Raw genomic sequence first — 23,036 nt, 5'->3', positions numbered from 1 at the left:
CAATCTTAGGTTTGCCTAACCTAAGGTTCCCTCCGTGAACGCGACCGATGTCCTCCCGAGCCGGCCAACCCGGCCGCCCGCCTCCGGGCGGCCATTGGCCACGCGCAGGCTGCTCCTCGTCGCGGCCGGGGTCGTCCTGCTCGTCGCCTGCGCCGCGCTCAGCCTGGCGGCGGGCTCCCGCTCGGTGCCCCTGGCCACCGTGTGGCACGCCCTCACCGAGGGCGACCGGAGCCGCGACGGACTGGTCGTCACCGGGCTGCGGGTGCCGCGCACGGTGATCGGCGTCGTGGTGGGTGCCGCCCTCGGCGTCGCGGGCGCCCTCGCCCAGGGCATCACCCGCAACCCCCTCGCCTCGCCCGCCACCCTGGGCATCAACCACGGGGCCGGCTTCGCCGTGGTCGTCGCGAGCTACGCGCTGCACCTGACGCACCCGGCCCAGTACCTGCCCTTCGCCTTCGGCGGCGCCGCGCTCGCCACCCTCGCCGTGCTCGCCCTCGCCCGCCGCGCGGGCGACCTGGACCCCGTGCGGCTCGCGCTCGGCGGCACCGTGCTGGACGCCGTGCTCATCTCCTGGACCTCCGCGGTGATGCTCACCAGCCACCGCACCCTGGACGAGGCCCGCTTCTGGCTGGCGGGCTCCCTCGCCGGCCGGCAGACCGACATCCTGCTGCCCGTCGCCGTGCCGCTGGCCGCCGGCCTCGTCCTGGCCCTGGCCGTCACCCCCGCGCTCAACGCCCTCGCCCTCGGCGACGAGACCGCCCAGGCGCTGGGCGTCCCGGTCGCCAGGGTGCGCGCCGCCGGCGGGATCGCCGTGATCCTGCTCGCCGCCTCCTCCGTCGCGGTCGCGGGCCCGCTCTCCTTCGTGGGCCTCGCCGCCCCCCACCTCGTACGCAAGCTCCTCGGCACCGATCACCGCTGGGTGATCCCCGGCTGCCTGATCGCCGGCCCGCTGCTGCTGCTGGCCGCGGACGTCCTCGGCCGCGTCGTGCTGCGCCCCGTCGAACTGGAAGTCGGCATCGTGACCGCCCTGCTCGGCGCGCCCCTGCTGGCCTTCCTCGCCCGGAAGGTGGCGCGATGACCTCCGTCATGACCGACGCGAAGCCCCGCCCGGGAGGCGGCGCGCTCGCCCGGCAGCGCCGGCGGACCGCCCTGCTGAGCGCGGCCGCCGTGGCCCTGCTCGTGGTGCTGGCCGCGATCGGGCTCGGCACCGGCGAGGTGCGGGTCCCGCCCGTGGACGCGCTGCGCGGCCTGGTCGGGCTCGGCGACCCCGGCACCGTGATGCTCATTCAGGAACTGCGCGCCCCCCGGGTGCTCTCCGCCGTCGCGGCAGGCGCGGGACTGGGCGTCGCCGGTGCGATCCTGCAGCGCGTCGCCCGCAACCCGCTCGCCTCCCCGGACGTGGTCGGGGTGACCGGCGGCGCCTCGCTGGGCGCGGTGGCCGTCATCGCCTCGGGCGCGCCGGCGGCGCTGATCTCGCCCGCCGCGCTCGGCGGCGGCCTGCTCGCCGCCTGCCTGCTCGGCCTGCTCGCCTGGCGGGGCGGCTTCACCGTCTCCCGGCTCGTCCTCGTCGGCCTGGCCGTGCAGTCCGGCCTCGCCGCCGCCGTGAACCTCCTCATCGTCCGCTTCCCCGCCGAGCTCGCCTCCTCCGCCCTCCAGTGGACCACCGGCTCGGTGTACGGGCGGAACTGGACCGAGGTCGAGGCCGGGGGAGGAGCGATCCTCGCCGGGCTCGTCCTGGCCCTGGTCTGCCACCGCAGGATCGCGGTCCTCGACCTCGGCGACGACAGCGCCGGCGCCCTCGGACTGTCCCCCAACGCCGCCCGGCTGCAGCTGCTGTTCCTGGCCGTGGTGCTGGCCTCGGTCGCCGCCGCCCTCACCGGGCCCGTCGGCTTCGTGGCCCTGGCCGTACCCCACATCGTGCGGTTCCTCGCCGGGCCGCCCACCGCGGGCACGCTGGCGCTGACCGCGCTCGCCGGAGCCGTCCTGCTGCTGGGCGCCGACCTCGTCGTCCTGCACCTCCTGCCCGTCCACGGGCTGCCCGTCGGCGTCGTCACCGCGACGCTCGGGGCGCCCTGGCTGCTCGTACTGATGCTGCGTCAACTCAAGCCCCACCCCGGGAGTGCCACCCGATGAGCGCGACCAACGCCAACCAGCTCGCGGCCCACGGCCTGACGCTCGGCTACGGGAACACCGTCATCGTCGACGGCGTCGACCTGACGCTCCCCGGCGGCGCCGTCACCGCCGTCGTCGGCCCCAACGCCTGCGGCAAGTCCACCCTGCTGCGCGGCCTCGCCCGGCTGCTGGCCCCCGCCAAGGGCACCGTCACCCTCGACGGCGCCGACATCCACCGGATGTCCGCCCGCGCCCTGGCCCGCCGCATGGGCCTGCTCCCGCAGCAGGCGATCGCCCCCGAGGGCATCACCGTCGAGGCGCTCGTCCGCCTCGGCCGCTACCCGCACCAGCGGATGCTCACGCCCTGGTCCGCCGCCGACCAGGCCGCGGTGGAGGAGGCGCTCGCGCGCACCGGCACCGAGGCCCTGCGCGACCGGGCCGTCGACGAACTCTCCGGCGGCCAGCGCCAGCGCGCCTGGATCGCCCTCGCCCTCGCCCAGGACACCCCGCTGCTGCTCCTGGACGAGCCCACCACCTTCCTCGACCTGCGCCACCAGCTCGACGTGCTGGACCTGGTCGAGGAGCTCAACACCGAGGCCGGCCGGACCGTCGTGATGGTCCTGCACGACCTCGGGCAGGCCGCCCGCTACGCCGGCCACCTGGTCGTCATGCGCGACGGCCGCCCGGCCGCGGCCGGGCCCCCGGCGGAGGTCCTGACCGCCGAACTCGTCGAGGAGGTCTTCCGGGTGCGGTGCCGGGTCGTCCCCGACCCCGAGACCGGCACCCCCCTGGTCGTCCCGCGCGACCGGTCGCGCAGACGCACCGCGCCCGCCGCCTCCTGACTCCGCACGTCCCCTCAACCGCTCGAAAAAAGGAACCCCACCATGACCGTGCTCCGACCAGCCCTGTACAGAATGCGCAGAGTGCTCACGGTGCTGCTCGCTGTGATCGTCGGCACCGCCGCCCTCGCCGCCTGCGGTGGCGCCGAGGACAAGAAGAAGGACGAGTCCAAGCCCGCCGCCTCCGACGCCGGCTTCCCGCGCTCGATCACCCACGCCATGGGCACCACCGAGATCAAGAAGAAGCCGCAGCGCGTGGTCGTCCTCGACACCGGCGAGCTGGACGACGTCACCATGCTCGGCATCACGCCGGTCGGCGCGGTCTCCCCCCACATGAAGACCGAGGGCGGCTTCCCCGCCTACCTCTCCGCCAAGGTCAAGGACACCAAGGACGTCGGCCCCATGGCCGAGCCCAACGTCGAGCGCATCCTGTCGCTCAAGCCCGACCTGATCCTGTCCTCCAAGGTCCGCCACGCCAAGGTCTACGACAAGCTCAAGGGCATCGCCCCCACCGTCTTCACCGAGACCACGGGCGCCCCCTGGAAGGACAACCTCAAGGTCCACGCCAAGGCGCTGGGCCTGGAGAAGGAGGCCGACGCGGCCATGGCGGCGTACGAGAAGCGCGCCAAGGCCCTCGGTGAGGAGATCAAGAAGAAGTACGACGGCAAGATGCCCACCGCCTCCGTCGTCCGCTTCGTCGCCGGCCCCACCCGCCTGTACCAGAAGCAGTCGTTCAGCGGCATCGTCCTGTCCGACATCGGCCTGCGCCGCCCCGAGTCGCAGGACGTCGACAAGCCCATGCTCGAGGTCTCCCCGGAGCAGATCGACAAGGCCGACGCCGACCTGGTGTTCGTGACCGTCGCCGACGACCCCAAGAAGACCCAGCAGGACGCCGTCCAGGAGAACCCGCTCTGGAAGGGCCTGGGCGCCGTCAAGAACGACAAGGTCGTCCAGGTGCCCGACGAGACGTGGATGTCCGGCATCGGCATCCAGGCCGCCAACCACGTCGTCGACGACATCGCCAAGGCCGCCGGCGTGGACGCCCCCAAGTAGCCCGCCCCGGCCGGCCCGGCCGCCCCGCAGGACCCGGGCAGCGCCCCGGAACACCCCGCAGTACCCGCAAGACCCTTTCTCCCCACCGCTCGCCGCGGGCCGCGTGTGCGGCGCCGCCCGCGGCGAGCACCCCCTGACACCCCTGCCTCCTCCGAAAGGTGCCCCCGTGCGGCTGCATCTTCTCGCGCTCAACCCGACCGACTCCGTCACCGAGGGCTATCTGCCCGCCGCCGCCCGCCTGGGCCTGGCCGTCACCCTCCTGACCGACCAGCCCGAGGCCCACCGGCGCGCCTACGCACGCCACGTCGCCGCCGGCGGCGAGGCCCTGCCCGAACTCGACCTGGTGCACTGCGGCGTACGCGACTTCCGCGAGGTCATAGGCCGCATCTCCGAACTCGGCCGGCCCGACGCCGTCTTCACCAACAGCGACCACCTGCAGACCCAGGCCGCGCTGGCCGCCGACTACTTCGGCCTGCCCGGCAAGGACTGGAAGGCCGCCCACAACGCCAAGAACAAGGCACAGCTGCGCCGGGCCCTGGCCGACGCCGGCCTGGACGCCGTGCGCTCGGTGGAGCTGCGCCCCGGACAGGACGCCGACGAGCTCGCCGACGCCGACCTGCCCTTCCCCTGCGTGGTCAAGCCCCGCGAGGGCGTGGCCAGCGAGGACGTCGTCCTCGTGCACGACGGCCGTGAACTGGCCGAACGCTGCCGGGAGATCCGCGCCCGCCGGCCCGAGGCCGCCCTGGTCGTCGAGGAGTACCTGGACGGGCAGCTGCACACCCTGGAGACGCTGGGCGACGGCACCACCCTGCACGCCTTCGCCGCGTTCCGCACCGAGCTCTCCCCCCTGCCGTACTTCATCGAGGAACGCCTCGACCTGCTGCCCGAACTCCCGCAGCCCCACAGCGAGCAGATCATCGCCCAGCTGCGCGCGCTCGGCATCGGCTTCGGCATCTGCCACACCGAGTACGTCGTCCAGGGCGACCGCGCCCGCATCATCGAGGTCAACTACCGCGCCATCGGCGACCAGTGCGACCTCGTCCTGGCCGGCCTGCTGGACATTCCGCTCTTCGAGCACATCCTGCGCACCCACCTCGGCCGGCCACTCCCGGCCGAACTCGGTGCGCGCACGGACGGCCGGGTACGTATGGAGTACGTGTGCGCCGAGCGCGGCGGCACTCTCAAGGCCGCGCCCGGGGCGAGCGACACCGAGCGCGACGGGGTCCGGCTGGTCTACCGGCCACTGCGCGAGCTCGGCGAGGAACACCCGCACTACCGCACGAACCGTGACTACCTGGGGGTGTTGCGGGCGACCGGTACCGACCAGGACCGGATCGACCGTGCCGTCGCGGAATTCCTGGCTGCCCAGCGATGGGAGATCGTCTCATGAGCACGGCCGAGACGACCGCACCGGCGCGCGACGCGCTGGAGGAGGAGCTGCTGGGCAGGGTGCTCAGCACCCTGCTGCGCGAGGACGCCTACCAGCTGCGCTCCAAGGCGGTCGCCGAGAAGCGTCCCGACGGGGACTGGCTCCGGCTCCCCGTCACGGGGGAAACGTTGCTGCTCCCGGTCGGTCCCGAGGGCTTCCAGTGCGAGGTCCGGGCCCGCGAGGCCGTCCTGGAGACCGCCGGCGGACCGGTGCGGGGCCTGCGCGCGGTGCTCTCCCGGCTGCGCGCCGCGGCCGTCCCCGAGGACCGGGCCGGCTTCGACGCCTTCCTCACCGAGTGCGACGAGGCGCTCGCCGCGATCCGGCTGCACGGCCGGGTGCGCGAGGACGTCGTCGCACGGCTGGCCGCCGCCTACGGGCACTCCGTCACGGCCTGGACCGGGCTGGGCGGCTCCCTCGCCTTCGACACCCTGGCCGCCTTCCGCGACCACCCCGTCTACCCCACCGGACGAGCACGCTCCGGCCTCAGCGAGGCCGAACTACGCGCGTATGCGCCCGAGTTCCACCCCACCTTCGCGCTGCGCTGGCTCGCCGTGCCGCGCACGGCGGTCACCGGGGACCTCGCCGGGCTCCCGCACTGGTGGCCCACCCCGGCCGCCCTCGGCCTGCCCCGCCTCGACGACAGCCACCTGGCCCTGCCCGTCCACCCCCTGACCGCCGGCGCCCCGCTCACCGAGGCGCTGGCCGCCACCGGCCTGACCGGCACCGCCCACCTGGCCGAGAAGCCCTGGCTGGAGGTGACCCCCACCCTCTCCACCCGGACGGTCGCCGTCACCGACGACCACGGGACCCATCTCAAGCTGCCGCTCGCCACCGCCACCCTGGGCCTGCGCAACCGGCGCACCATCAAGCCCGGCACCCTGCTGGACGGCGAGGTCGGCCAGCGGCTGCTCGAGGAGATCATCGCCCTGGAACCGCGCTTCGCCGGCACTGTGCTGATCGCCGACGAACGCACCCACCTGGGCGCAGGCCACGAACTGCTGGCCACCCTCGTCCGCCGCTACCCGGCCGGGCTGCAGGACGCCCACGTCGTCACCGTCGCCGGGCTGCTCGCCCGTACCCCCGACGGACGCCTGGTGGCCGACGCCCTCGCCGAGCGCTACTACGGCGGCTCGCTCGTCGCCCTGGTCGACGCCTACCTGACGCTGCTGCTGGACTGGCACACCACCCTCTTCTCGTACGGCATAGCCCTCGAGTCCCACCAGCAGAACACCTCCGTCGTCCTCGACGAGATCGACGGCCGGCCCAGGATGCGGCTGCTGCTGAAGGACAACGACGGGCCGCGCGTGCACTCCGTCCGGCTCGCCGCACGCCTGGGCGGCGAGGCCGCCGACCTCCTCGGCTTCGACGACAAGCGCATCCTGGTGGCCGGCGACGGACCCGTGGCCGACGTGTTCGCCACCATCACCGTCCACCTGTGCGCCGGCGCCCTCGCCTTCGAACTCGCCGCGGTGGGCCGCGGATCGCTCGAGGACTGGCTGCGGCAGCTGCGCGACCGGCTGGCCGAGGCGCTCGGGCGGATCGCGCCCGGCCCCGCCGCCGTGCTGCGCGCCCGGGTCCTCGACGCCGACCGGCTGCCCGTCAAGGCCATGATCACCGCCGGCACCCTGCTCACCAAGGAGCGCTCCGGCGCCGCCGACATCAACAAGCACTACGTCGACGGGCCCAACTACCTGCGCGGGGACCTCCGGTGACCGCGGTCCTGGAGCGTACGAAGCGGCAGGCACCGGCCACCCTGGGCAACCGCCAGATCCACGCCGTGGCCGCCTGCTACTTCGTCGCCTCCTTCGCCGCGCTGGGCCTGCCGCCCTACCTCACGCAGATCCTGCCCTCGCTCGGCGACCGCGAGGCCCGCTGGGCCGGGCTGCTGTACATCGTGCCCACCGTCTTCGGCGCGCTCGGCGCTCCCCTGTGGGGGCGCCTGGCCGACCGCTACGGCCGCAAGCGGCTGCTGCTGCGGGCCCAGCTGGGCCTGGCGGTGTCGTTCCTGCTCGCCGGCTGGGCCGACAGCCTGCCCGCCTTCACCGCCGCCCTCGTCCTGCAGGGCGTCCTCGGCGGCACCTTCGCCGCCTCCAACGGCTACCTCGCCGCCGCCCTCGACGGCAGCCGCCTGTCCTGGGCGCTGACCCTGATGCAGGGCGCCGCCCGGCTCGCGCTCGTCGCCGCGCCCATCGTGGTGGGCTCCCTCTCGCCCTGGGTCTCCCCGCACCGCCAGTACGCGCTGCTCGCCGTGCTGCCGCTGGCCGCCGCCCTGATGCTGGCCGCGCTCCCCGAACCGCCGCGCGCCGCCCGGCCCGCGGCGGACGCCCCGGCCGCCGAGGGCGACGAGGCGGACGAGAGCCCGGCCCCCGGGTCGCTGCGTCTGCTGTACGCCCTGGAGTTCGCCTTCGTCCTGGCCACCGTGATCTCCTACCCCTACCTGATCACCCTGGTCGAGGAGCGGCTGCCCGGCCTCGGCTCCCTCGCGAGCGGCGTCCTCTTCGCCCTGCCCCACGTGTGCTACCCGCTGCTCGCCCGGCCCGTGCACACGGCCGTCGCCCACCGCCCATTGCTCGGCGCGGTCACCGGCTTCGGGCTGGTGGCCGTGGCCCTCGCCGGGCACTGGGGCGCCGGCACCCTGGTCTCCTTCGTCGCGCTGCGGCTGCTGCTGGGCGCCGGCATGACCCTGGGCCTGGTGAGCCTGTCCGCGCTCGCCGCCGAAGCCAGCCGGGGACGCAGGCCCGGCCGGATGTTCGGGGCCCTGGAGTTCATATCCAAGGCCGGGGCCGTGGTCGCCGGAGCGGTCGCCGCCGTCTCCAACGACCTCTGGGGCCCGGCCGCCCCCATCGTCGCAGGATCCGCCGTCGCAGCCCTGACGGCGCTCGTCAGCACGCCAACCCTCCTCCGCTGGAGTCGCTGAAATGTCCTCAGCCCCCTCTGCCTCCTCCGCCTCCTCGCTCCGCACGAGCCCTTCAGCGCTCGCCGGCGTGCCCGTCGCCGACCACGTGGTCGCCCACACGCTGCTGAACTGCCTGCTGCGCGAGGTGTCGGGCCCCGAGCACCAGACCGCCGTCACCGACGGCCACCTGCTGCTGCGCCTGCCCCGCAGCGGCGCCCTGCTCCGCGTCCGGCTGCGCCGCGCCTCCCTGATCGGCGCCCACCGCTTCACCGGGCCGGTCACCGAACAGCGCGACGGCGCGTGGGCCGAGCTGCCCTGGCAGGCGCTCGCCGAGTACATCCACCGCGAGCTCGAGCTGCGCACCGGCGTGCGCAACGAGGAGTTCCTCGGCCAGGTGGCCACCGGGCACGCGGGCGTCAGCGCCGCCCTCGACACCTGGCGGCCGGGCCCGGACGGCCTGACGCCGGGCGCCCGCTACATGGACTCCGAGCAGTCCCTGCTCTTCGGCCACCGCTTCCACCCCACCCCCAAGGCCCGCTCCGGCGCCGCCGAGGACTGGGCCCGCTACGCGCCCGAGGCACGCGCCCGCTTCGCCCTGCGCCACCTGGCCGTGCGCCGCGAGTTCCTCCGCGAGGAGGCCGCCACCGTCACCGCCCTGGCCGCCTTCGACCGGCAGGGAAGCGTGCCCGAGGGGTACGCGCTGCTGCCCGCGCACCCCTGGCAGTACGGCATGCTCGCCGACCACCCCGTCCTGCGCGCGGCCATCGAGCGGGGCGACGTCCTCGACCTCGGGGAGCGCGGCGCGGAGTTCGAGCCCACCGCATCGGTGCGCACCCTCTACGACGGCAAGGACTTCCTGAAGTTCAGCCTCAACATCCGCATCACCAACTGCCTGCGCAAGAACGCCGAGTACGAGCTGACGGGCGCCGTCGCCCTGACCCGCCTGCTGGAGCCGGTGGCCGCCGACTTGGCCGCCCGCTTCCCCGGCGCCGACCTGCTGCGCGAACCCGGCTACCGCACCCTGGACCTCGGCAGCCGCGAGCTCGCGGAGGGCTTCGGCGTCATCGTCCGCGAGGGCCTGGGCGCCCGCCTCGCGCCCGGCCTGACCGCCCTGCTGGCCGCCGCCGTCGCCGACGAGTACCCCACCACCGGCGCCCAGGTCTCCCGCCTGCTCGCCGGCACCGGCCCGCAATCCGCCCTGGCCTGGTGGGACGCCTACCTCGACCTGCTCGTCCCGCCGGTGCTGGCCGCCTACTTCGACCACGGCGTCGTCCTCGAGCCGCACCTGCAGAACGTCGTCGTCGGCGTCGACGACGAGGGCATGCCCCGGCAGGTCCTGCTGCGCGACCTGGAGGGCACCAAGCTGCTCCCCGAGCACCACGCGGCGGCCCTGGCCTCCTTCCCCGAGGACGTGGCCCGCCCGATGACGTACGACCGCGAGCGCGGCTGGGACCGCGTCGTGTACTGCCTGCTCGTCAACCACCTCGCCGAGATGCTGGCGGCCCTCGCCGACCGCCACCCCCACCTGGAGCCCGAACTGTGGTCCGCCGTCCGCCGGGTGCTGGCCCGGCGGGCCGAGGCCCACGGCAACCCGCCACTGCTGCGCGCCCTGGTCGCGGGGGTGCCGCTGCCGGCCAAGGCCAACCTGCTGACCCGCTGGGAACGCAAGGCCGACCGGCACGCCGGCTACGTCCGGATCGGTTCGCCCCTGGTGTCGGACCTGCTGACCGTGGCGAACTCGGCGGAGACCCGCACCGAACCCTGGAGCACCACGTCGTGATCACCCCCCGCGCCGCCGCACACGTCACCGCGCTGCCGGCCGGCGAACTTCCCGCCTACGTCTACGACCTGACCGCCCTCGACGAGCACGCGCGGGCGGTACGGGCCGCCCTGCCCGCGGAGGTCGAGCTGCACTACGCGGCCAAGGCCAACCCCGCCCCGGACATCCTGAGGGCCCTCGCCCCCCACGTCACCGGCTACGAGGTCTCCTCCGGCGGCGAGCTGGCGCACGTCCGCGAGGCCGTCCCGGGCCTGCCGCTGGCCTTCGGCGGCCCCGGCAAGACCGAGGCCGAGCTGCGGCTCGCCCTCGAGCTGGGCGTCGAGCGCCTGCACGTGGAGAGCGAGCACGAGCTGCGGCTGCTGGCCGCCCTCGCCGACGAGCTGCCCGGCACGGCGCCCGTGGACGTCCTGCTGCGCGTCAATCTGCCCGTCGGCGACGGCGACCTGGGCGGCGCCGCGCTGGCCATGGGCGGCCGGCCCAGCCCGTTCGGCCTCGACCCGCGCCGCGCCGAGGCCTGCGTGCCGCTGCTGCGCGGCCGCCGGCTGCGGCTGCGCGGCATCCACGCCCACCTGGCCAGCGGCCTCGACGCCCCCGCCCAGCTGGCCGTGGCGGGCCGGATCACCGCCTGGGCCCGGGAGTTCGGCGACCGGCACGGGCTGGGCCCGATGGAGGTCAACGTCGGCGGCGGCATGGCCGTCGACTACGCCCGCCCGCACACCCGCTTCGACTGGGCCGCCTACGGCCGGGGGCTGCGCGAGCTCGCCGGGCGGCACCCGGGCGTCACCCTGCGCATCGAGCCGGGCCGGGCGATGACCGTCCACGCGGGCTGGTACGTCACCGAGGTGCTGGACCTCAAGCACAGCCACGGCGAGGCCTTCGCGGTGCTGCGCGGCGGCACGCACCACATGCGCACCCCCGCCGCCAAGGGCCACGACCACCCCTTCACCGTGCTGCCCACCGAGGAGTGGGACCGTCCCTGGCCGCGCCCGGCCGCGCTGGACGAACCGGTGACCCTCAGCGGCCAGTTGTGCACCCCCAAGGACACCCTCGCCGCCCGCGTCCCGGTGGCGGAGCTGCGGGTGGGGGACCGGGTGGCGTTCGCCATGGCGGGCGCGTACGCCTGGAACATCTCCCACCACGAGTTCCTGATGCACCCGGCCCCCACGTTCCACTTCCTGCGCTGACGCGGGCCGGATCCGCTCGGTTTTACCAAATGTAGATGGCGTGTGCATCTATAGCGGGCGTAGCGTCGTCGGCACGGTCCGCCGCCCTCGCGCGGCGGGCCGTGCCCACGGGGGACCGCCACCGAGAGGGGACACCGCGACATGTGCGGGATCACCGGATGGATCTCCTACGACCAGGACCTCACCGCCGCCCGCGGCACGCTCGAGGCCATGACGGCCACCATGGCCTGCCGCGGCCCCGACGCCGGCGGCATCTGGCTGGACACCCGCGCCGCCCTCGGGCACCGCCGGCTGGCCGTCATCGACATCGAGGGCGGCCGCCAGCCCATGCTCGTCGAGCGCGAGGGCCGCACCCTGCTCGCCCTCACCTACAGCGGCGAGGTCTACAACTACCGCGAGCTGCGCGCCGAACTGCGCTCCCTCGGCCACTCCTTCCGCACCCGCAGCGACACCGAGGTCGTGCTGCACGCCTACCTCGAATGGGGCGAGGCCTTCGCCGAACGCCTCAACGGCATGTACGCCTTCGCCCTGTGGGATCCGCGCACCGAGGAACTCCTGCTGGTCCGCGACCGCATGGGCATCAAGCCGCTCTACTACCGGCCCACCGCCGACGGCGTCCTCTTCGGCTCCGAGCCCAAGGCGATCCTCGCCCACCCCGCCGTCCGTCCCGCCGTCGACGCCGAGGGCCTGGCCGAACTGCTGGCCTTCACCAAGACCCCCGGCCACGCCGTCTACCGCGGCATGCACGAGCTGCGGCCCGGCCACATCGCCCGCGTGCGCCGCGAGGGCCTGAGCGTGCGCCGCTACTGGGCGCTGGAGGCCCGCGAGCACACCGACGACACCGCCACCACCGTCCGCCGCGTCCGCGAACTCCTCGACGACATCGTCGACCGCCAGCTCGTCGCCGACGTCCCCCTGTGCACCCTGCTCTCCGGCGGCCTCGACTCCTCCGCCATCACCGCCCTCGCCGCCAAAGGCCTCGCCGCGGCCGGGCGCGGGCCGGTGCGCTCGTTCTCCGTGGACTTCGCCGGCCACGCCGAGCACTTCAGGGCCGACGCCCTGCGGCCCACCCCCGACGGCCCCTACGCCCACGCCCTCGCCGAGCACGTGCGCTCCGACCACCGCGACATCGTCCTGGACACCGCCGCCCTGACGGACCCCGCCCACCGGCACGCGGTCCTCACCGCCCGCGACCTGCCCATAGCCGGCTTCGGCGACGGTGACACCTCGCTCTACCTGCTCTTCAAGGCCATCCGTGAACAGTCCACCGTGGCCCTGTCCGGCGAGTCCGCGGACGAGGTCTTCGGCGGCTACTCCTGGTTCCACAACGAGCACGCGCACGCCGACACCTTCCCCTGGGTCGCCGCCCGCGTCGCCGACCACTTCTCCGGCGAGGCGAGCGGCGGCCGGACCGGCCTGTTCGACCAGGGCCTCCTCGCCAAGATCGACCTGCCCGGCTACACCGACTCCCGCTACCGCGACGCCCTCGCCGAGGTCCCCCGCCTGCCCGACGAGAGCGGCCTGCAGAAGCGGATGCGCGAAGTCGGCTATCTGCACCTGACCCGCTTCGTGCAGATGCTGCTCGACCGCAAGGACCGGGCCAGCATGGCCACCGGCCTCGAGGTGCGCGTGCCCTTCTGCGACCACCGCCTGGTCTCCTACGTCTTCAACACCCCGTGGGCGATGAAGACCTTCGACGGCCGGGAGAAGTCCCTGCTGCGCGCCGCCACCCGCGACGTGCTGCCCGCCGCCGTCGCCGACCGGGTCAAGAGCCCCTACCCCAGCACCCAGGACCCCCGCTACGCGGCCGCACTGCGCACCGAGCTCGGCCGCGTCCTCGCCGACCCCGGCGCGCCCGTACGCCCCCTGCTCGACGGCGCCGCCCTGCGGCGCGCGCTCGCCGAGGACGCCGGCGACTCCTACCGGGCCGCCACCGAGGTGGTGCTCGGCCTCAACAGCTGGCTGCTCTCCTACGGCGCGACCCTGGAGCTCTAGGGCTGGCGCTGCGGGCACGGCGGCCACTGCTGGCGCACAATGGACGGCACAACCGCCCGACCGGCCAGGAGTCCCGCCGTGCCCTTGCAGATCACCGTCGATCCGGACGCCGCAGAACCGCCCTTCGAGCAGATCCGCGCCGGCATCGCCGAGCGCGCCTGCTCCGGCGCCCTCCCGGTGGGCCACAAGCTGCCGACCGTCCGCGGCTTCGCCGAGGAACTGGGCCTGGCCGCCAACACCGTGGCCAAGGCCTACCGGGCGCTCGAGACCGACGGGATCATCGAGACGCGCGGGCGCCACGGCACGTTCATCGCCGCCCGGGGCGCCGCGCCCGAGCGCGAGGCCGCCGCCGCGGCCGCCGCGTTCGCCCAGCGCGCGCACCGCCTGGGCCTGGACCACGACGCCGCCCTCGCCGCCGCCCGGGACGCACTGCGCGCGGTGTACGAACGCTAGGGCGTGTCCGATGGGTCGGCACGGCCCCTGGTTTTCCCCGGTCCCGCCGCGAAGCCCCCGCATACCGTTTCCGCCCCCGTTACCCTTTCCGTGATGGGACGTCATGGTGGATCCGGTACGCCGCCGAAGGCGGCACGGAGGCGGCCGCCGGCGGCGTGGTGGCGGTCGTGGACGCCGCGGTCGCGGCTCGCCGTCCTGCTCGCGGCCGCCGTCGTCGCCGCGGTGGCCCTGGTCACCGTGAGCCTCGCGGTCCTGCCGCCCGGCACGGGCGGCGGACGGCTCGGCGGTACCGCCGCCGACATCGGCTGGGGCTTCACCCACACCCAGTACAGCGCCGACCTCGGCCAGGACGACGCCCGCAGAACCGCCGCCCGCACCCTCTCCGGCGACCGGCTGCCCCAGAACCAGCACATCATGGGCTGGGGCGTCGACAACCCCGAGCCCAGGAAGGGCCGCTACAACTTCACCGACCTCGACCGGCGCGTCGCCCTCATGCGCCGCACCGGCACCACACCCGTGCTCACCCTGTGCTGCGCCCCCGACTGGATGAAGGGCGGCGGCGAACGCACCGACTGGTCCCAGAAGTCCCTGGAGAAGGCCCCCGACCGGGCCCACTACAAGGACTTCGCCAAACTCGCGGGCGTCATCGCCAAGCGCTACCCCGACGTCCGGCACTTCGTCGTCTGGAACGAGTTCAAGGGCTTCTACGACGAATCGAGGAAGCGCTGGGACTACGAGGGGTACACCGAGCTCTACAACCTCGTCTACAAAGAGGTGAAGAAGAGGAACAGCAGAGCCCTCGTCGGGGGTCCGTACGTCGTCATGGACAGCGAGGCCCCCGGTGCCGGTACCAACGCCTCCCGGGTGAGCGGCCCCTGGGGTGCCGTGGACCAGCGCGCGGTCGACGCGGTGGAGTACTGGGACGAGCACAAGGAGGGAGCCGACTTCGTCGTCGTCGACGGCGCCAGCTACACCCGCACCGGCAACAGGACCGTCCCCGACGAGTTCCGCGCCACCGAGAAGTTCGCGGACGTCACCCGCTGGCTCAACCGCACCACCGGACTGCCGGTGTGGTGGGCCGAGTGGTACGTCGAACCCGCCGACGAGCACGACAACCGCAAGACGTGGAGCGAGACCCACCGCGTGGCCGTCCAGGCGAGCGCCATGACGTACCTGGCCGAGGCCGGGGTCGCGGGAGCCTTCTACTGGAACCCCCAGGAACAGGGCGCCGAATGCCCCGGATGCCTGTGGCGCAGCACCGAACTGAACGACGGCGGCGGACAGTTGCCGATGCTGGATCTGCTCACCCGGTTCGCCAGGGCCTTCCCGCCCGGCACCGCGTTCCGTTCCGTGGACGTGAGCGGCGACGACAGCGCACGGATCCGCGTCCTCGCCTCGGGCAGCACGGTGCTGGCCGTCAACACCCTCGACCACAAGGTCACGGCCCGCGTCGACGGCCGCCGGGTCGAGCTCGGGCCGTACGAGACCCGCTGGCTGTGAGCCCACGGCCACGACCCCTCTCCCCGCGGCGTCCCACCGACCGAAAGGAAGCCCCCATGCCGGACGACACGAGCCAGGCGCTGGTCATCGCCGACGCGGACGACAACTACTACGTGCTGCCCCGCGAGGTCGTGGAGATGGCGCGGGCCGAGCCCGCCGCGCGGGCCGCCATCGACGAACACCTCGGCGCGCAGGGCAGGGTGCCGCTCGCCGACGGCTACACCTTCGTCGGGGTGCTGCGCCTGACACCCGAGGGGGAGCTGGCGCACTACACCACCGAGGCCTCCTGGCCCGTCGCCACCACGCCCTGATGGCCGGCCCCGGCACACCGCCGCTGCGCCGGACCACCGTCACCCGGGCCGAGCAACGGGCCTTCGCGGCCCGGGGGCACGTGGGGCTGGCGGGGCTGTGGGACCGCGACCTGGCCCAGGCCATCGCGGCCGAGGGCCGGCGGCGGCACGCCGGCGCCGAGATACCCCGGCGCGGCCCGCGCACCCCCGTCCCCGCCCGGCGGCTGCCGCGCCGCGCGACGCCCGCCGCGAGCGGCCCGCTGCTGGCCCGGGTGCACCTGTCGCTGGTCGGCGCGGCACGGGCGCTGACCGGACGGCTGCTCGTACCCACCTTCGCGGCCTACGGCTACTACGAGGGCGACGACGAGGTCTTCCTGCACATCGACACCGAGCAGTGCGACCTGACCCTGCTGACCGTCGCCTTCGGCGACGTCGGCCCGCTGCACGTCCATCCCCATCTGATCGGGGCCGGCATGGAGCGGCTCGGCGAGCTCGAGGGCGACCCCGCGTGGGACCGCGACGGCGGGATCCGCGTCACCTACCCGGACTCCGGCGTGACCGCCCTGAACGGTCATGTCCTGCCGCACCACCGGCCCCGGCGCCCGGTCGCCGGCCTCAGCGCCGTGGCCGCCCTGTGCTACCGGTCCCTGTTCTGACCACCCCGCTACGACATCGTCGCCAGCCGCCAGGCCAGCGACCCCAGCACCACCGCCAGCAACGGCAGTGCGAACCAGAACGAGCCCTGCAGCCACCGCAGCTGCCGCACCCCCGGCCGTACCCCGGCCCGCACCAGCTCCCGGGCCGTCAGCAGGGCCAGCAGCGCCACCGCGGCGAGGGCGCCGGCCACCGACACCGGCGTCCACGTCACCCGCGGCCCGGCCGGGCCCGGCCGCGGGTCGGGGGCGGCGCCGGCGGGCTTGTCCCGCAGCTCGTACAGCACGGCGTCGTCGTTGGCGAGCGCCCGGCGCAGCTCCGGCCGCGCGTCGAGGGAGGCGAGCAGACGCCGCTCCCAGTCGGGGGCGTAGCCCGCGCTGAACTCGAGGTACACGGACTGGCCGCGGCTGATCACGAGATAGGCGTTGGGCCCGGCGGCGCGCAGCTGCGTCACGAGTTCGGGTGCCCGCGCCGGGTCGCGCGGGGCGGGCGTCGGCTCGTACAGGACCCGTTCCATGTCCCGTGAGCCCCACGGTATGGCGGGGGTGACGTCGTTGACGGTGTCGCTGCTCATCCACAGCAGCCGCACGGTGGGCCGGTCGTGCCGGTAGACGTACTCCATGGCGGCCACCTCGCCGGGCCGCACGCGCTCGAAGGGCTCGTTGCCCCAGCGGGCCACCAGGAAGCCCAGGACGAGCACGAGCCCGGCCAGCAGCGCCGCCAGCGGTGCCCGCCACGGGCGGCGGCCGGTGGCCCGCGGGTGGGTGTCCGGGCGGGGGAAGAGGGCGAGGGCGGCCAGGGCGCAGGCGCCCGGCAGGGCGAAGAGGAAGACGCGCAGCGCCACTTCGCCGCCGTAGGACTGCATGCCGAAGGCGAGGAACGGCACGCAGGCCAGGACCAGCAGCGACCGGTCGCCCAGGCCGGCGCGGCGCCGCCGCCACCAGCCGAGCGCGGCCAGGGCCAGCACGCCCGCGGCGAGCGCGACCCGGACGTAGAGCACCATCTTGTGCGTGGCGCTGCCACCCTCGATGCGGCCCGAGACGGACGAGGAGACGTTGCCGCCCAGCGAGCCCAGCCCGCCGAAGAGGTCGTCGAAGTGCCCCGACCAGTACGGCTCCGCCAGGAACCCCACCCACACCGCCAGCATCACCGCGCACAGCAGCGGCAGCCCGGTCAGCGACAGCCGCCGGGCCAGGGCCAGGGCGGTGACCACACCCAGCATCACGAAGGGGGTGAGCTGGTGGCTGGCGACCGAGGCGGCGAACAGGGCCAGCAGCAGCGCCACCAGGACGGCGGCCTCGCCCCGCCCGACCGGGGCGACCTCGCGCTCGCCGGGCAGCAGCCTGCCGCGCAGCTGTCCCGGCCAGCGGAACCACACCAGCAGCACGGCCGTGAACAGCAGGTAGAAGAGGTAGTTGAGGGACTGGGGGGAGAAGTAGTCCTGCCCGACCCAGCCGCACAGCGCGAACATCCACAGCGCCGTCCACTTCGCCCGCCAGTTCGCGCGTACCGCCCGCAGCAGCAGCGCCAGCGGTGCCAGGGACAGCAGCTGGATGGTCAGCGGCCACCAGCGCAGCACCCCGGCGAGGTCCTCCACCCCGCAGGCGCGGGCGGCGAACGCGGCCAGGGCGAAGAAGCCCGGCCAGCTCCAGCGGGCGTCCAGGTCGGGCGCGGCCGTGCCGGTGCGGTCGAGGTAGTCCAGGAAGCCCAGGTGCTGCCAGGCCGTCGCGAAGCGCGGCCGGTCCTCCAGCACCGCGGGCACGGCGTGCAGGCACACCACGGTCGCCACCAGCACCGTCAGCAGCAGCCACGGCCGGGGGCGGGCCGGCCACAGCGCCGAGGCGAACGTCACCACCAGTAGCCCCGCCCCCAGCAGCGTGGCCACCGGCAGCACCGACACCAGCCCGAACCCGCCCATGCCCTCCAGGTCCACGTCCCCGGCGGCCGTCAGCGGCACCCAGTACAGCGCCAGCGCCGCGGCCAGCAGCAGCCAGCTCCAGGCCTGCGGACCGCGCCACCACCGCGCGGGACGCGCCACGGCGCCCCCGGCGGGTGCCGGGGGCGCCGGGACCTGCTCGGCCGGGGCCCTGCCCGCCGGGGTTTCCTCCGCCGGGGTCTTCTCCTCCCGGGACGCGGCCACCGGGGGCTCGGCCGCCTGCCCGTGCGCTCCCGTGTCGGGCACGGGCCGCACGTCGGGGCGGCGTTCGGGGTGGTCTATGTCCGGGCGCAGGCCGAGCGGGACGGTGTCCGCGTCCAGCGCCTTGCGCAGCGCCCAGCGGGTGCCGAACCCGCCGCCCTCGTGCTCCCCGGGCGCCTTCTCCCGTCGGTCGTCCCGGCGGTCGTCGCGCCGGTCGCCGTGCACCGCGAGGTCGGCGAGGTCGCCGTCGGGCGGCGTCTCGTCGGGCCCGACGGCGGCCGCCCGTTCCGCCCGGAGCACGGACCGGAGCTTGACCGCCGCGATCGAGACGATCACCGTGAGGCTGCAGATCTCCGCCACCCCCGCCCCCGTCAGCCCCATCCGGGGCAGCAGCACCAGCGTCAGCCCCAGCACGAGCGCACACAGCAGCCCCTGCAGATAGGCGAGCCCCGCGGTACGGCTCTGCGCCCGCAGCACCGCGAAGTAGACCTCCATCACCACCCGCAGCGCCGCCCCGACCGCGAACCAGCGCAGCAGCGGCGTCGCCGCGTCCGCGTACCCCCGGCCGAAGACCCGCAGGACGTACGGCGCGAGGACGAACAGCAGCACGCACACCGGCACCATCAGCTTGGCCATGCGGCGCAGCGCCGCCCGGCAGTTCTCCGCCAGCCGCGCCGGGTCGTGCGAGCCCTCGACGGTCAGCGAGGCGCCCATGTTGATGGCCAGCAGGTTGACCGTGCCGGCGATGGTGGAGGTGATGTAGAAGTAGGCGTTGTCGGCCGGGCCGACCTGCGCGGCGACGATCACCGGCACCAGGTAGACCACGGCCAGCGAGAACAGCGAGCCGGTGCAGTCCCCGGCCAGGAAGCGGCCCATCTCCCGGTAGGACGCGGGGCGCGCCGTGCGCTCGGTGGCCGCGATGTGCGCGGGCACCAGCCGCCGGAACACCAGCCAGCCCAGCGGCACCACCGACACCGCGATGGAGACCACCCAGGAGACGAACACCCCCGACACTGGCAGCGCCACCGCCAGCGCCACCAGCAGCGCCAGCTTCACCATCGAGAAGACGGTGTTGCCCACCGGCACCCACAGCGCGTTGCGCAGCCCGGTCAGCACCCCGTCCTGCAGGGTGAGCACCGACCAGGCGACGGCCGCCGCGACGAACCCCAGCGCCGGCAACGGCCCGGCGAGGAACCGGAACGAGGGGCCCCAGCGGTCGAGCGTGAGCACGAAGACGCCCGCCGCCACGGCGACGAGCACCGAACTGCCCGCGTACGTGCGCCACACCAGCCGGCCCGTCGTTCGCCCCGCCACCGGGATGAAGCGGGCCAGCGCCCCCGTCAGCGTGATGGCCGTCAGCCCCGCCAGGAGCTTCATCGCGGCGATGGCGGCCGAGCCCTGGCCGACCGACTCCTCGCTGTAGTAGCGGGCGGCGGCCAGCCAGAAGCCCAGCCCCAGGACTCCGCTGATGCCGGTGTTGAGCATCAGCGCGAAGGCGTTGCGGAACAGCGGGCTTCCGGTGCCGCCGCCGGGCAGCCGCAGCCGCCGGGGGGTCGGCTCCACGGCTCTTTCCTCGGTCCGGGTGGACGCTTCAGGCACGGGCTTCGATCGCCTTCCCGACGCCGCTGCTCCGCAGGAGTCTCCGGCTTCCGCGGACGACGGCGTACCCCTTGGTCAGTGCCCGGTCCCGGGCGAAGAACCGGCCGAGCGCCCGTCCCTCGACGAGCCGTTCGAAGTCGGCGATCCCCGTCGTGCGGCGCACGGTCACCCGCTCCAGGGCGTACGGGCCCTGGCGGCGCGTGGCCAGCGCGTTGCCCACGGCGAGCGAGACCCCGAACCCGGCCGCGCGCACCGTACCGCGCACCCGGCGGCTGGAGTAACCGTAGGGATAGGCGAACGACACGGGTGGGTGACCCAGTTCGGCCGTCAGCAGCTCGTGGCAGTGCCGCACCTCGAACGCCAGCTTCTCGTCGGACAGTTGATCGAGCTGCGGGTGGGTGTGGCTGTGCCCGCCGATCTCCACTCCGGCCGCGGCCAGCTCGCGCAGCTGGTCCCAGCTCAGCATGAGGTCCAGGGCGCCCCCGCTCTCGTGCTCGCCGCGCAGCCAGCCCGTGGAGGCGAACAGCGTGGCCGTGAAGCCGTGCTCGGCCAGGGTGGGCAGGGCGTAGCGGTGCACGCCCTCGTAGCCGTCGTCGAAGGTGATCAGCACCGGCTTCGGCGGCAGCCGGCGGCCCCCGCGCCAGGCGGCGGCCAGCTGCGCCGTCGTCACCGGCGTGAAGCCGTGGCCCGCCAGCACCCGCATCTGTTCCCGGAACGCGCCGGGCGAGACCGACAGCCCGTACGTCGCGCGGGCGGGCGCGTGGGCCACGGCGTGGTACATCAGGATCGGCACCGGGCCGTCGCTCATGCGCCCGCTCCTTCGGCCGCCGCGGCCCCGGCGCCCGGTCCCGCAGGGGTGCCCCTCGCCGTGCCCGTCACCGACTCCACCGCCGCCACCGCGAACCGGCCGCCGCCCCGGCGCGCCCGTAGCGTGCCGAGCGCGTAGCCGCCCGCGGCGGCCGCCACACCGGCGACGATCGCCCCGGCCCGGCCCGCGCCCCCGGGCCGGCCCAGCAGCGCGTCCCGCAGCCCGCGCCCCACGCCCGCGGGCAGCACCCGCGTGGTGTACCGGCGCTCGCTCTCCAGCCCCGCCCGGCTGCCCACGCTGCGCGCCACCAGGGCCTTCGACAGGCCCTCGGCGTACGCCCGGGTGCGGAAGTAGCGGAACCGCTCACGGCCCGGCGGCACCCGGTGGTGGATCACCGAGCGGTCGTCGATCAGCAGCAGGGCGTCCGGCAGCGCCCGGGTCAGCCGGATGCACAGCTCGGTCTCCTCGCCGCCCAGCGGCAGCCGGTGGCCGTCGCGCCCGATGCCGCTGGCGAAGCCGCCGACGGCGGCCAGCCCCGAGCGACGGAACGAGGCGTTGCCGCCCAGGACGTTGCGCACCGCCACCTTCCCCGGCGGCAGCCCCCGGTAGGTGCAGCCCACCACCCAGTCGAACTCCTCCGGGAACCAGGCCGGGCGGCGGCGGGAGGCCCACACCGGCTGGGTGCGGCCGCCCACCGCCATCACCCGCGGGTCGGCGTAGCCCTCGGCGAAGTGCAGCAGCCAGTCCCGCTCGGCGACCGCGTCGTCGTCGAGGAAGGCGATGACCTCCCCGCGGGAGGCCTCGATGCCGGTGTTGCGGCCCGCCGACAGGCCGCGCGGGCCCGCGTTGGCGAGCACCCGCACGGGCTGTGCCCCCGCCCCGGCGCCGTCGTCCCCGTAGGTCTTGGCGAGGCGGCGCAGCAGGGCGGGGTTGTGGTCGACCACCAGCAGCGTCTCCAGGGCGGGATAGGACTGGTCGCGCACCGAGGCCACCGCGGCGAGGATGTCGCCCCAGCGGTCCTCGGTGTAGACGCAGATGACCACCGAGACGCTCGGTGTGCCGGTGCGGTGCGTCGGTGCTGTGCTCAAGAGACTTCCCCGCGGTTGGCGGCGGGCGCGATGGCGAGCGTCGCGCGCCGGTGGCGGGGGCGGCGGCCGGTACCGCGCTCGCGCAGGATGACCTTCAGCACCCGTAGCCCGTCGCGCACGGCCCGCAGGTTGCTGGTGCCGTGGATGCGGACGAACTCATGGCTGGGAATCTCCTGTACGCGCAGCCCGGCCTTCACCACTCTGATGTTCATCAGGGTCTCGACCTCGAAGCCGGCGCAGTCCAGGGCGATCTCGTCCAGGCAGCGCTTCCAGAACGCGTTGTAGCCGTAGCACAGGTCGGTGTAGCGGGCGCCGAACTTGTGGTTGACCATCGAGGTCAGCACGCGGTTGCCGAGCCGGCGGATCAGCGTCATGTCGTCCGTGCCGCCGCCGTTGGCGAAGCGCGAGCCCTTGGCGAAGTCGGCGCCCCCCACCAGGGCGGAGACATAGCTGACGATCTCGCCGCCGTCCGCGGAGCCGTCCGCGTCGACCATCACGATGATCTCGCCGCTGCAGGCGGCGAAGCCGGTGATCAGCGCGTCGCCCTTGCCCTTGCCGAGCTGTTCGACGACCTTGACGTCCGGATACAGGTCGCGGGCGACCCGGACGGTGTCGTCGGTGGAATTGCCGTCGACCAGGACCACTTCGTGGATCCAGCCGGGCAGTGTCTTGAAGACGTACGGAAGATTCTCCGCCTCGTTCATGGCGGGAATGACGACGCTCACCGGTGGCGCTATCGCGAATTGCGAGGTCACCGGACGGTAGCGGCCGGATGTCTCCGGATCCTCTTCACTGGCCGCCGGCCGCAGGAACGCACTCATGTGTCTTCTTTCCCTCTCGTCCGGTGGACCGCCTGCCCCAGCGGTCCGATGGTGTGTCCGGTTCGAAAAGGGGGTACTCGCCTTGCCCGCCCGGCATGGAACGACCAGCAGAGCAGGGCGAGTTGGCAAGTATCACCGAGCCGCGCGGCACGCGCCCCGGCGTTGTCGACTGGCCGAGCGCGGCACCCCCTGCCGCGCCCCGCGCCGGACATCATCGCGACGCTGTGAGCCCTCCCCGGAGCCGCTGAAGATGATGGGCCGATGCGGGTAGATGTACGACGGTATTGAAGCTTGAGACTGTATGGCAAGAGGTGGGTCGGAGACTCCTCCTTTGGTGTTTTTTGCGCCTATGCAACCATCCGCACAGTCTTAGGTATTGACGTCGAGTTCATGACGAC

Annotated in this window: 18 protein-coding genes; 14 read left to right on the top strand and 4 right to left on the bottom strand. The window is 74.3% G+C overall.

What is annotated here, in order from left to right; translation table 11 throughout:
• The first annotated feature begins 94 nt into the window (after positions 1-94).
• From ACIG36_RS23470 to ACIG36_RS23405, 14 genes are all read left to right on the top strand, one after another.
• Positions 95-1,078: a FecCD family ABC transporter permease gene (locus ACIG36_RS23470; RefSeq protein ID WP_399931235.1), complete on the top strand. Its 984-nt coding sequence runs from the start codon at positions 95-97 to the stop codon at positions 1,076-1,078.
• Positions 1,075-2,133: a FecCD family ABC transporter permease gene (locus ACIG36_RS23465; protein ID WP_399931040.1), complete on the top strand. Its 1,059-nt coding sequence runs from the start codon at positions 1,075-1,077 to the stop codon at positions 2,131-2,133. Before ACIG36_RS23470 ends, ACIG36_RS23465 begins: the two co-directional genes overlap by 4 nt.
• Entirely contained in the window at positions 2,130-2,954 is an 825-nt protein-coding gene (locus ACIG36_RS23460) for an ABC transporter ATP-binding protein (RefSeq protein ID WP_399931038.1), read from the top strand. The genes ACIG36_RS23465 and ACIG36_RS23460 overlap by 4 nt, the downstream gene beginning before the upstream one ends.
• A 42-nt stretch (positions 2,955-2,996) precedes the next feature.
• On the top strand, positions 2,997-4,004 hold the full coding sequence (locus ACIG36_RS23455) for an ABC transporter substrate-binding protein (RefSeq protein WP_399931034.1): 1,008 nt from the start codon (positions 2,997-2,999) through the stop codon (positions 4,002-4,004).
• Positions 4,005-4,170: 166 nt separating this feature from the next.
• Positions 4,171-5,394 carry an acetyl-CoA carboxylase biotin carboxylase subunit family protein gene (locus ACIG36_RS23450; RefSeq protein ID WP_399931032.1) on the top strand — a complete coding sequence of 408 codons (1,224 nt, stop codon included), beginning with the start codon at positions 4,171-4,173 and terminating at the stop codon, positions 5,392-5,394.
• Positions 5,391-7,145, top strand: a complete 1,755-nt coding sequence (locus ACIG36_RS23445; protein ID WP_399931029.1) for an IucA/IucC family protein — start codon at positions 5,391-5,393, stop codon at positions 7,143-7,145. The genes ACIG36_RS23450 and ACIG36_RS23445 overlap by 4 nt, the downstream gene beginning before the upstream one ends.
• Positions 7,142-8,350, top strand: coding sequence for an MFS transporter (locus ACIG36_RS23440; protein ID WP_399931026.1), 1,209 nt, complete (start codon positions 7,142-7,144; stop codon positions 8,348-8,350). The genes ACIG36_RS23445 and ACIG36_RS23440 overlap by 4 nt, the downstream gene beginning before the upstream one ends.
• A gap of 1 nt (position 8,351) precedes the next feature.
• Positions 8,352-10,109 carry an IucA/IucC family protein gene (locus ACIG36_RS23435; protein ID WP_399931024.1) on the top strand — a complete coding sequence of 586 codons (1,758 nt, stop codon included), beginning with the start codon at positions 8,352-8,354 and terminating at the stop codon, positions 10,107-10,109.
• Positions 10,106-11,293: a type III PLP-dependent enzyme gene (locus ACIG36_RS23430; protein WP_399931021.1), complete on the top strand. Its 1,188-nt coding sequence runs from the start codon at positions 10,106-10,108 to the stop codon at positions 11,291-11,293. The genes ACIG36_RS23435 and ACIG36_RS23430 overlap by 4 nt, the downstream gene beginning before the upstream one ends.
• Before the next feature lie 141 nt (positions 11,294-11,434).
• On the top strand, positions 11,435-13,288 hold the full coding sequence (gene asnB / locus ACIG36_RS23425) for an asparagine synthase (glutamine-hydrolyzing) (RefSeq protein ID WP_399931018.1): 1,854 nt from the start codon (positions 11,435-11,437) through the stop codon (positions 13,286-13,288).
• A gap of 78 nt (positions 13,289-13,366) precedes the next feature.
• The gene (locus ACIG36_RS23420; RefSeq protein WP_399931015.1) at positions 13,367-13,741 is read left to right on the top strand and encodes a GntR family transcriptional regulator; all 375 of its coding nucleotides are present in this window, start codon (positions 13,367-13,369) and stop codon (positions 13,739-13,741) included.
• A 93-nt stretch (positions 13,742-13,834) separates the two neighbouring features.
• The gene (locus ACIG36_RS23415) at positions 13,835-15,241 is read left to right on the top strand and encodes a xylan 1,4-beta-xylosidase (protein WP_399931012.1); all 1,407 of its coding nucleotides are present in this window, start codon (positions 13,835-13,837) and stop codon (positions 15,239-15,241) included.
• Between the two features lie 56 nt (positions 15,242-15,297).
• The gene (locus ACIG36_RS23410; RefSeq protein WP_399931009.1) at positions 15,298-15,552 is read left to right on the top strand and encodes a hypothetical protein; all 255 of its coding nucleotides are present in this window, start codon (positions 15,298-15,300) and stop codon (positions 15,550-15,552) included.
• The gene (locus ACIG36_RS23405) at positions 15,552-16,187 is read left to right on the top strand and encodes a hypothetical protein (RefSeq protein WP_399931007.1); all 636 of its coding nucleotides are present in this window, start codon (positions 15,552-15,554) and stop codon (positions 16,185-16,187) included. Before ACIG36_RS23410 ends, ACIG36_RS23405 begins: the two co-directional genes overlap by 1 nt.
• An 8-nt stretch (positions 16,188-16,195) precedes the next feature.
• Here ACIG36_RS23405 and ACIG36_RS23400 read toward each other — a convergent pair whose 3' ends face one another.
• From ACIG36_RS23400 to ACIG36_RS23385, 4 genes are read right to left on the bottom strand one after another with little or no spacing between them, the layout of a single operon-like run.
• On the bottom strand, positions 16,196-19,921 hold the full coding sequence (locus ACIG36_RS23400) for a lipopolysaccharide biosynthesis protein (RefSeq protein ID WP_399931004.1): 3,726 nt from the start codon (positions 19,919-19,921) through the stop codon (positions 16,196-16,198).
• Positions 19,914-20,729 carry a polysaccharide deacetylase family protein gene (locus tag ACIG36_RS23395; protein WP_399931001.1) on the bottom strand — a complete coding sequence of 272 codons (816 nt, stop codon included), beginning with the start codon at positions 20,727-20,729 and terminating at the stop codon, positions 19,914-19,916. The genes ACIG36_RS23400 and ACIG36_RS23395 overlap by 8 nt, the downstream gene beginning before the upstream one ends.
• The gene (locus ACIG36_RS23390) at positions 20,726-21,817 is read right to left on the bottom strand and encodes a glycosyltransferase (protein WP_399930998.1); all 1,092 of its coding nucleotides are present in this window, start codon (positions 21,815-21,817) and stop codon (positions 20,726-20,728) included. The genes ACIG36_RS23395 and ACIG36_RS23390 overlap by 4 nt, the downstream gene beginning before the upstream one ends.
• Positions 21,814-22,638 (bottom strand): glycosyltransferase family 2 protein, encoded by an 825-nt coding sequence (locus ACIG36_RS23385; protein ID WP_399930995.1) that lies wholly within the window; start codon positions 22,636-22,638, stop codon positions 21,814-21,816. Before ACIG36_RS23385 ends, ACIG36_RS23390 begins: the two co-directional genes overlap by 4 nt.
• Positions 22,639-23,036 lie beyond the last annotated feature (398 nt).

Origin of the sequence: Streptomyces sp. NPDC053048 (genome assembly GCF_044547045.1) — a bacterium.
Lineage (GTDB): Bacteria > Actinomycetota > Actinomycetes > Streptomycetales > Streptomycetaceae > Streptomyces.
The sequence above is the reverse complement of the archived record's forward strand: the minus strand, read 5'-3'. Positions and strand labels throughout refer to the sequence as shown.

What these genes read in the sequence shown, in the direction of transcription:
- ACIG36_RS23465 (WP_399931040.1), top strand. Translation starts at nt 1,075, where the DNA reads ATGACCTCCGTCATGACCGACGCGAAGCCCCGCCCGGGAGGCGGCGCG.
- ACIG36_RS23460 (WP_399931038.1), top strand. Translation starts at nt 2,130, where the DNA reads ATGAGCGCGACCAACGCCAACCAGCTCGCGGCCCACGGCCTGACGCTC.
- ACIG36_RS23455 (WP_399931034.1), top strand. Translation starts at nt 2,997, where the DNA reads ATGACCGTGCTCCGACCAGCCCTGTACAGAATGCGCAGAGTGCTCACG.
- ACIG36_RS23445 (WP_399931029.1), top strand. Translation starts at nt 5,391, where the DNA reads ATGAGCACGGCCGAGACGACCGCACCGGCGCGCGACGCGCTGGAGGAG.
- ACIG36_RS23435 (WP_399931024.1), top strand. Translation starts at nt 8,352, where the DNA reads ATGTCCTCAGCCCCCTCTGCCTCCTCCGCCTCCTCGCTCCGCACGAGC.
- asnB (WP_399931018.1), top strand. Translation starts at nt 11,435, where the DNA reads ATGTGCGGGATCACCGGATGGATCTCCTACGACCAGGACCTCACCGCC.
- ACIG36_RS23415 (WP_399931012.1), top strand. Translation starts at nt 13,835, where the DNA reads ATGGGACGTCATGGTGGATCCGGTACGCCGCCGAAGGCGGCACGGAGG.
- ACIG36_RS23410 (WP_399931009.1), top strand. Translation starts at nt 15,298, where the DNA reads ATGCCGGACGACACGAGCCAGGCGCTGGTCATCGCCGACGCGGACGAC.
- ACIG36_RS23405 (WP_399931007.1), top strand. Translation starts at nt 15,552, where the DNA reads ATGGCCGGCCCCGGCACACCGCCGCTGCGCCGGACCACCGTCACCCGG.
- ACIG36_RS23395 (WP_399931001.1), bottom strand. Translation starts at nt 20,729, where the DNA reads ATGAGCGACGGCCCGGTGCCGATCCTGATGTACCACGCCGTGGCCCAC.
- ACIG36_RS23385 (WP_399930995.1), bottom strand. Translation starts at nt 22,638, where the DNA reads ATGAGTGCGTTCCTGCGGCCGGCGGCCAGTGAAGAGGATCCGGAGACA.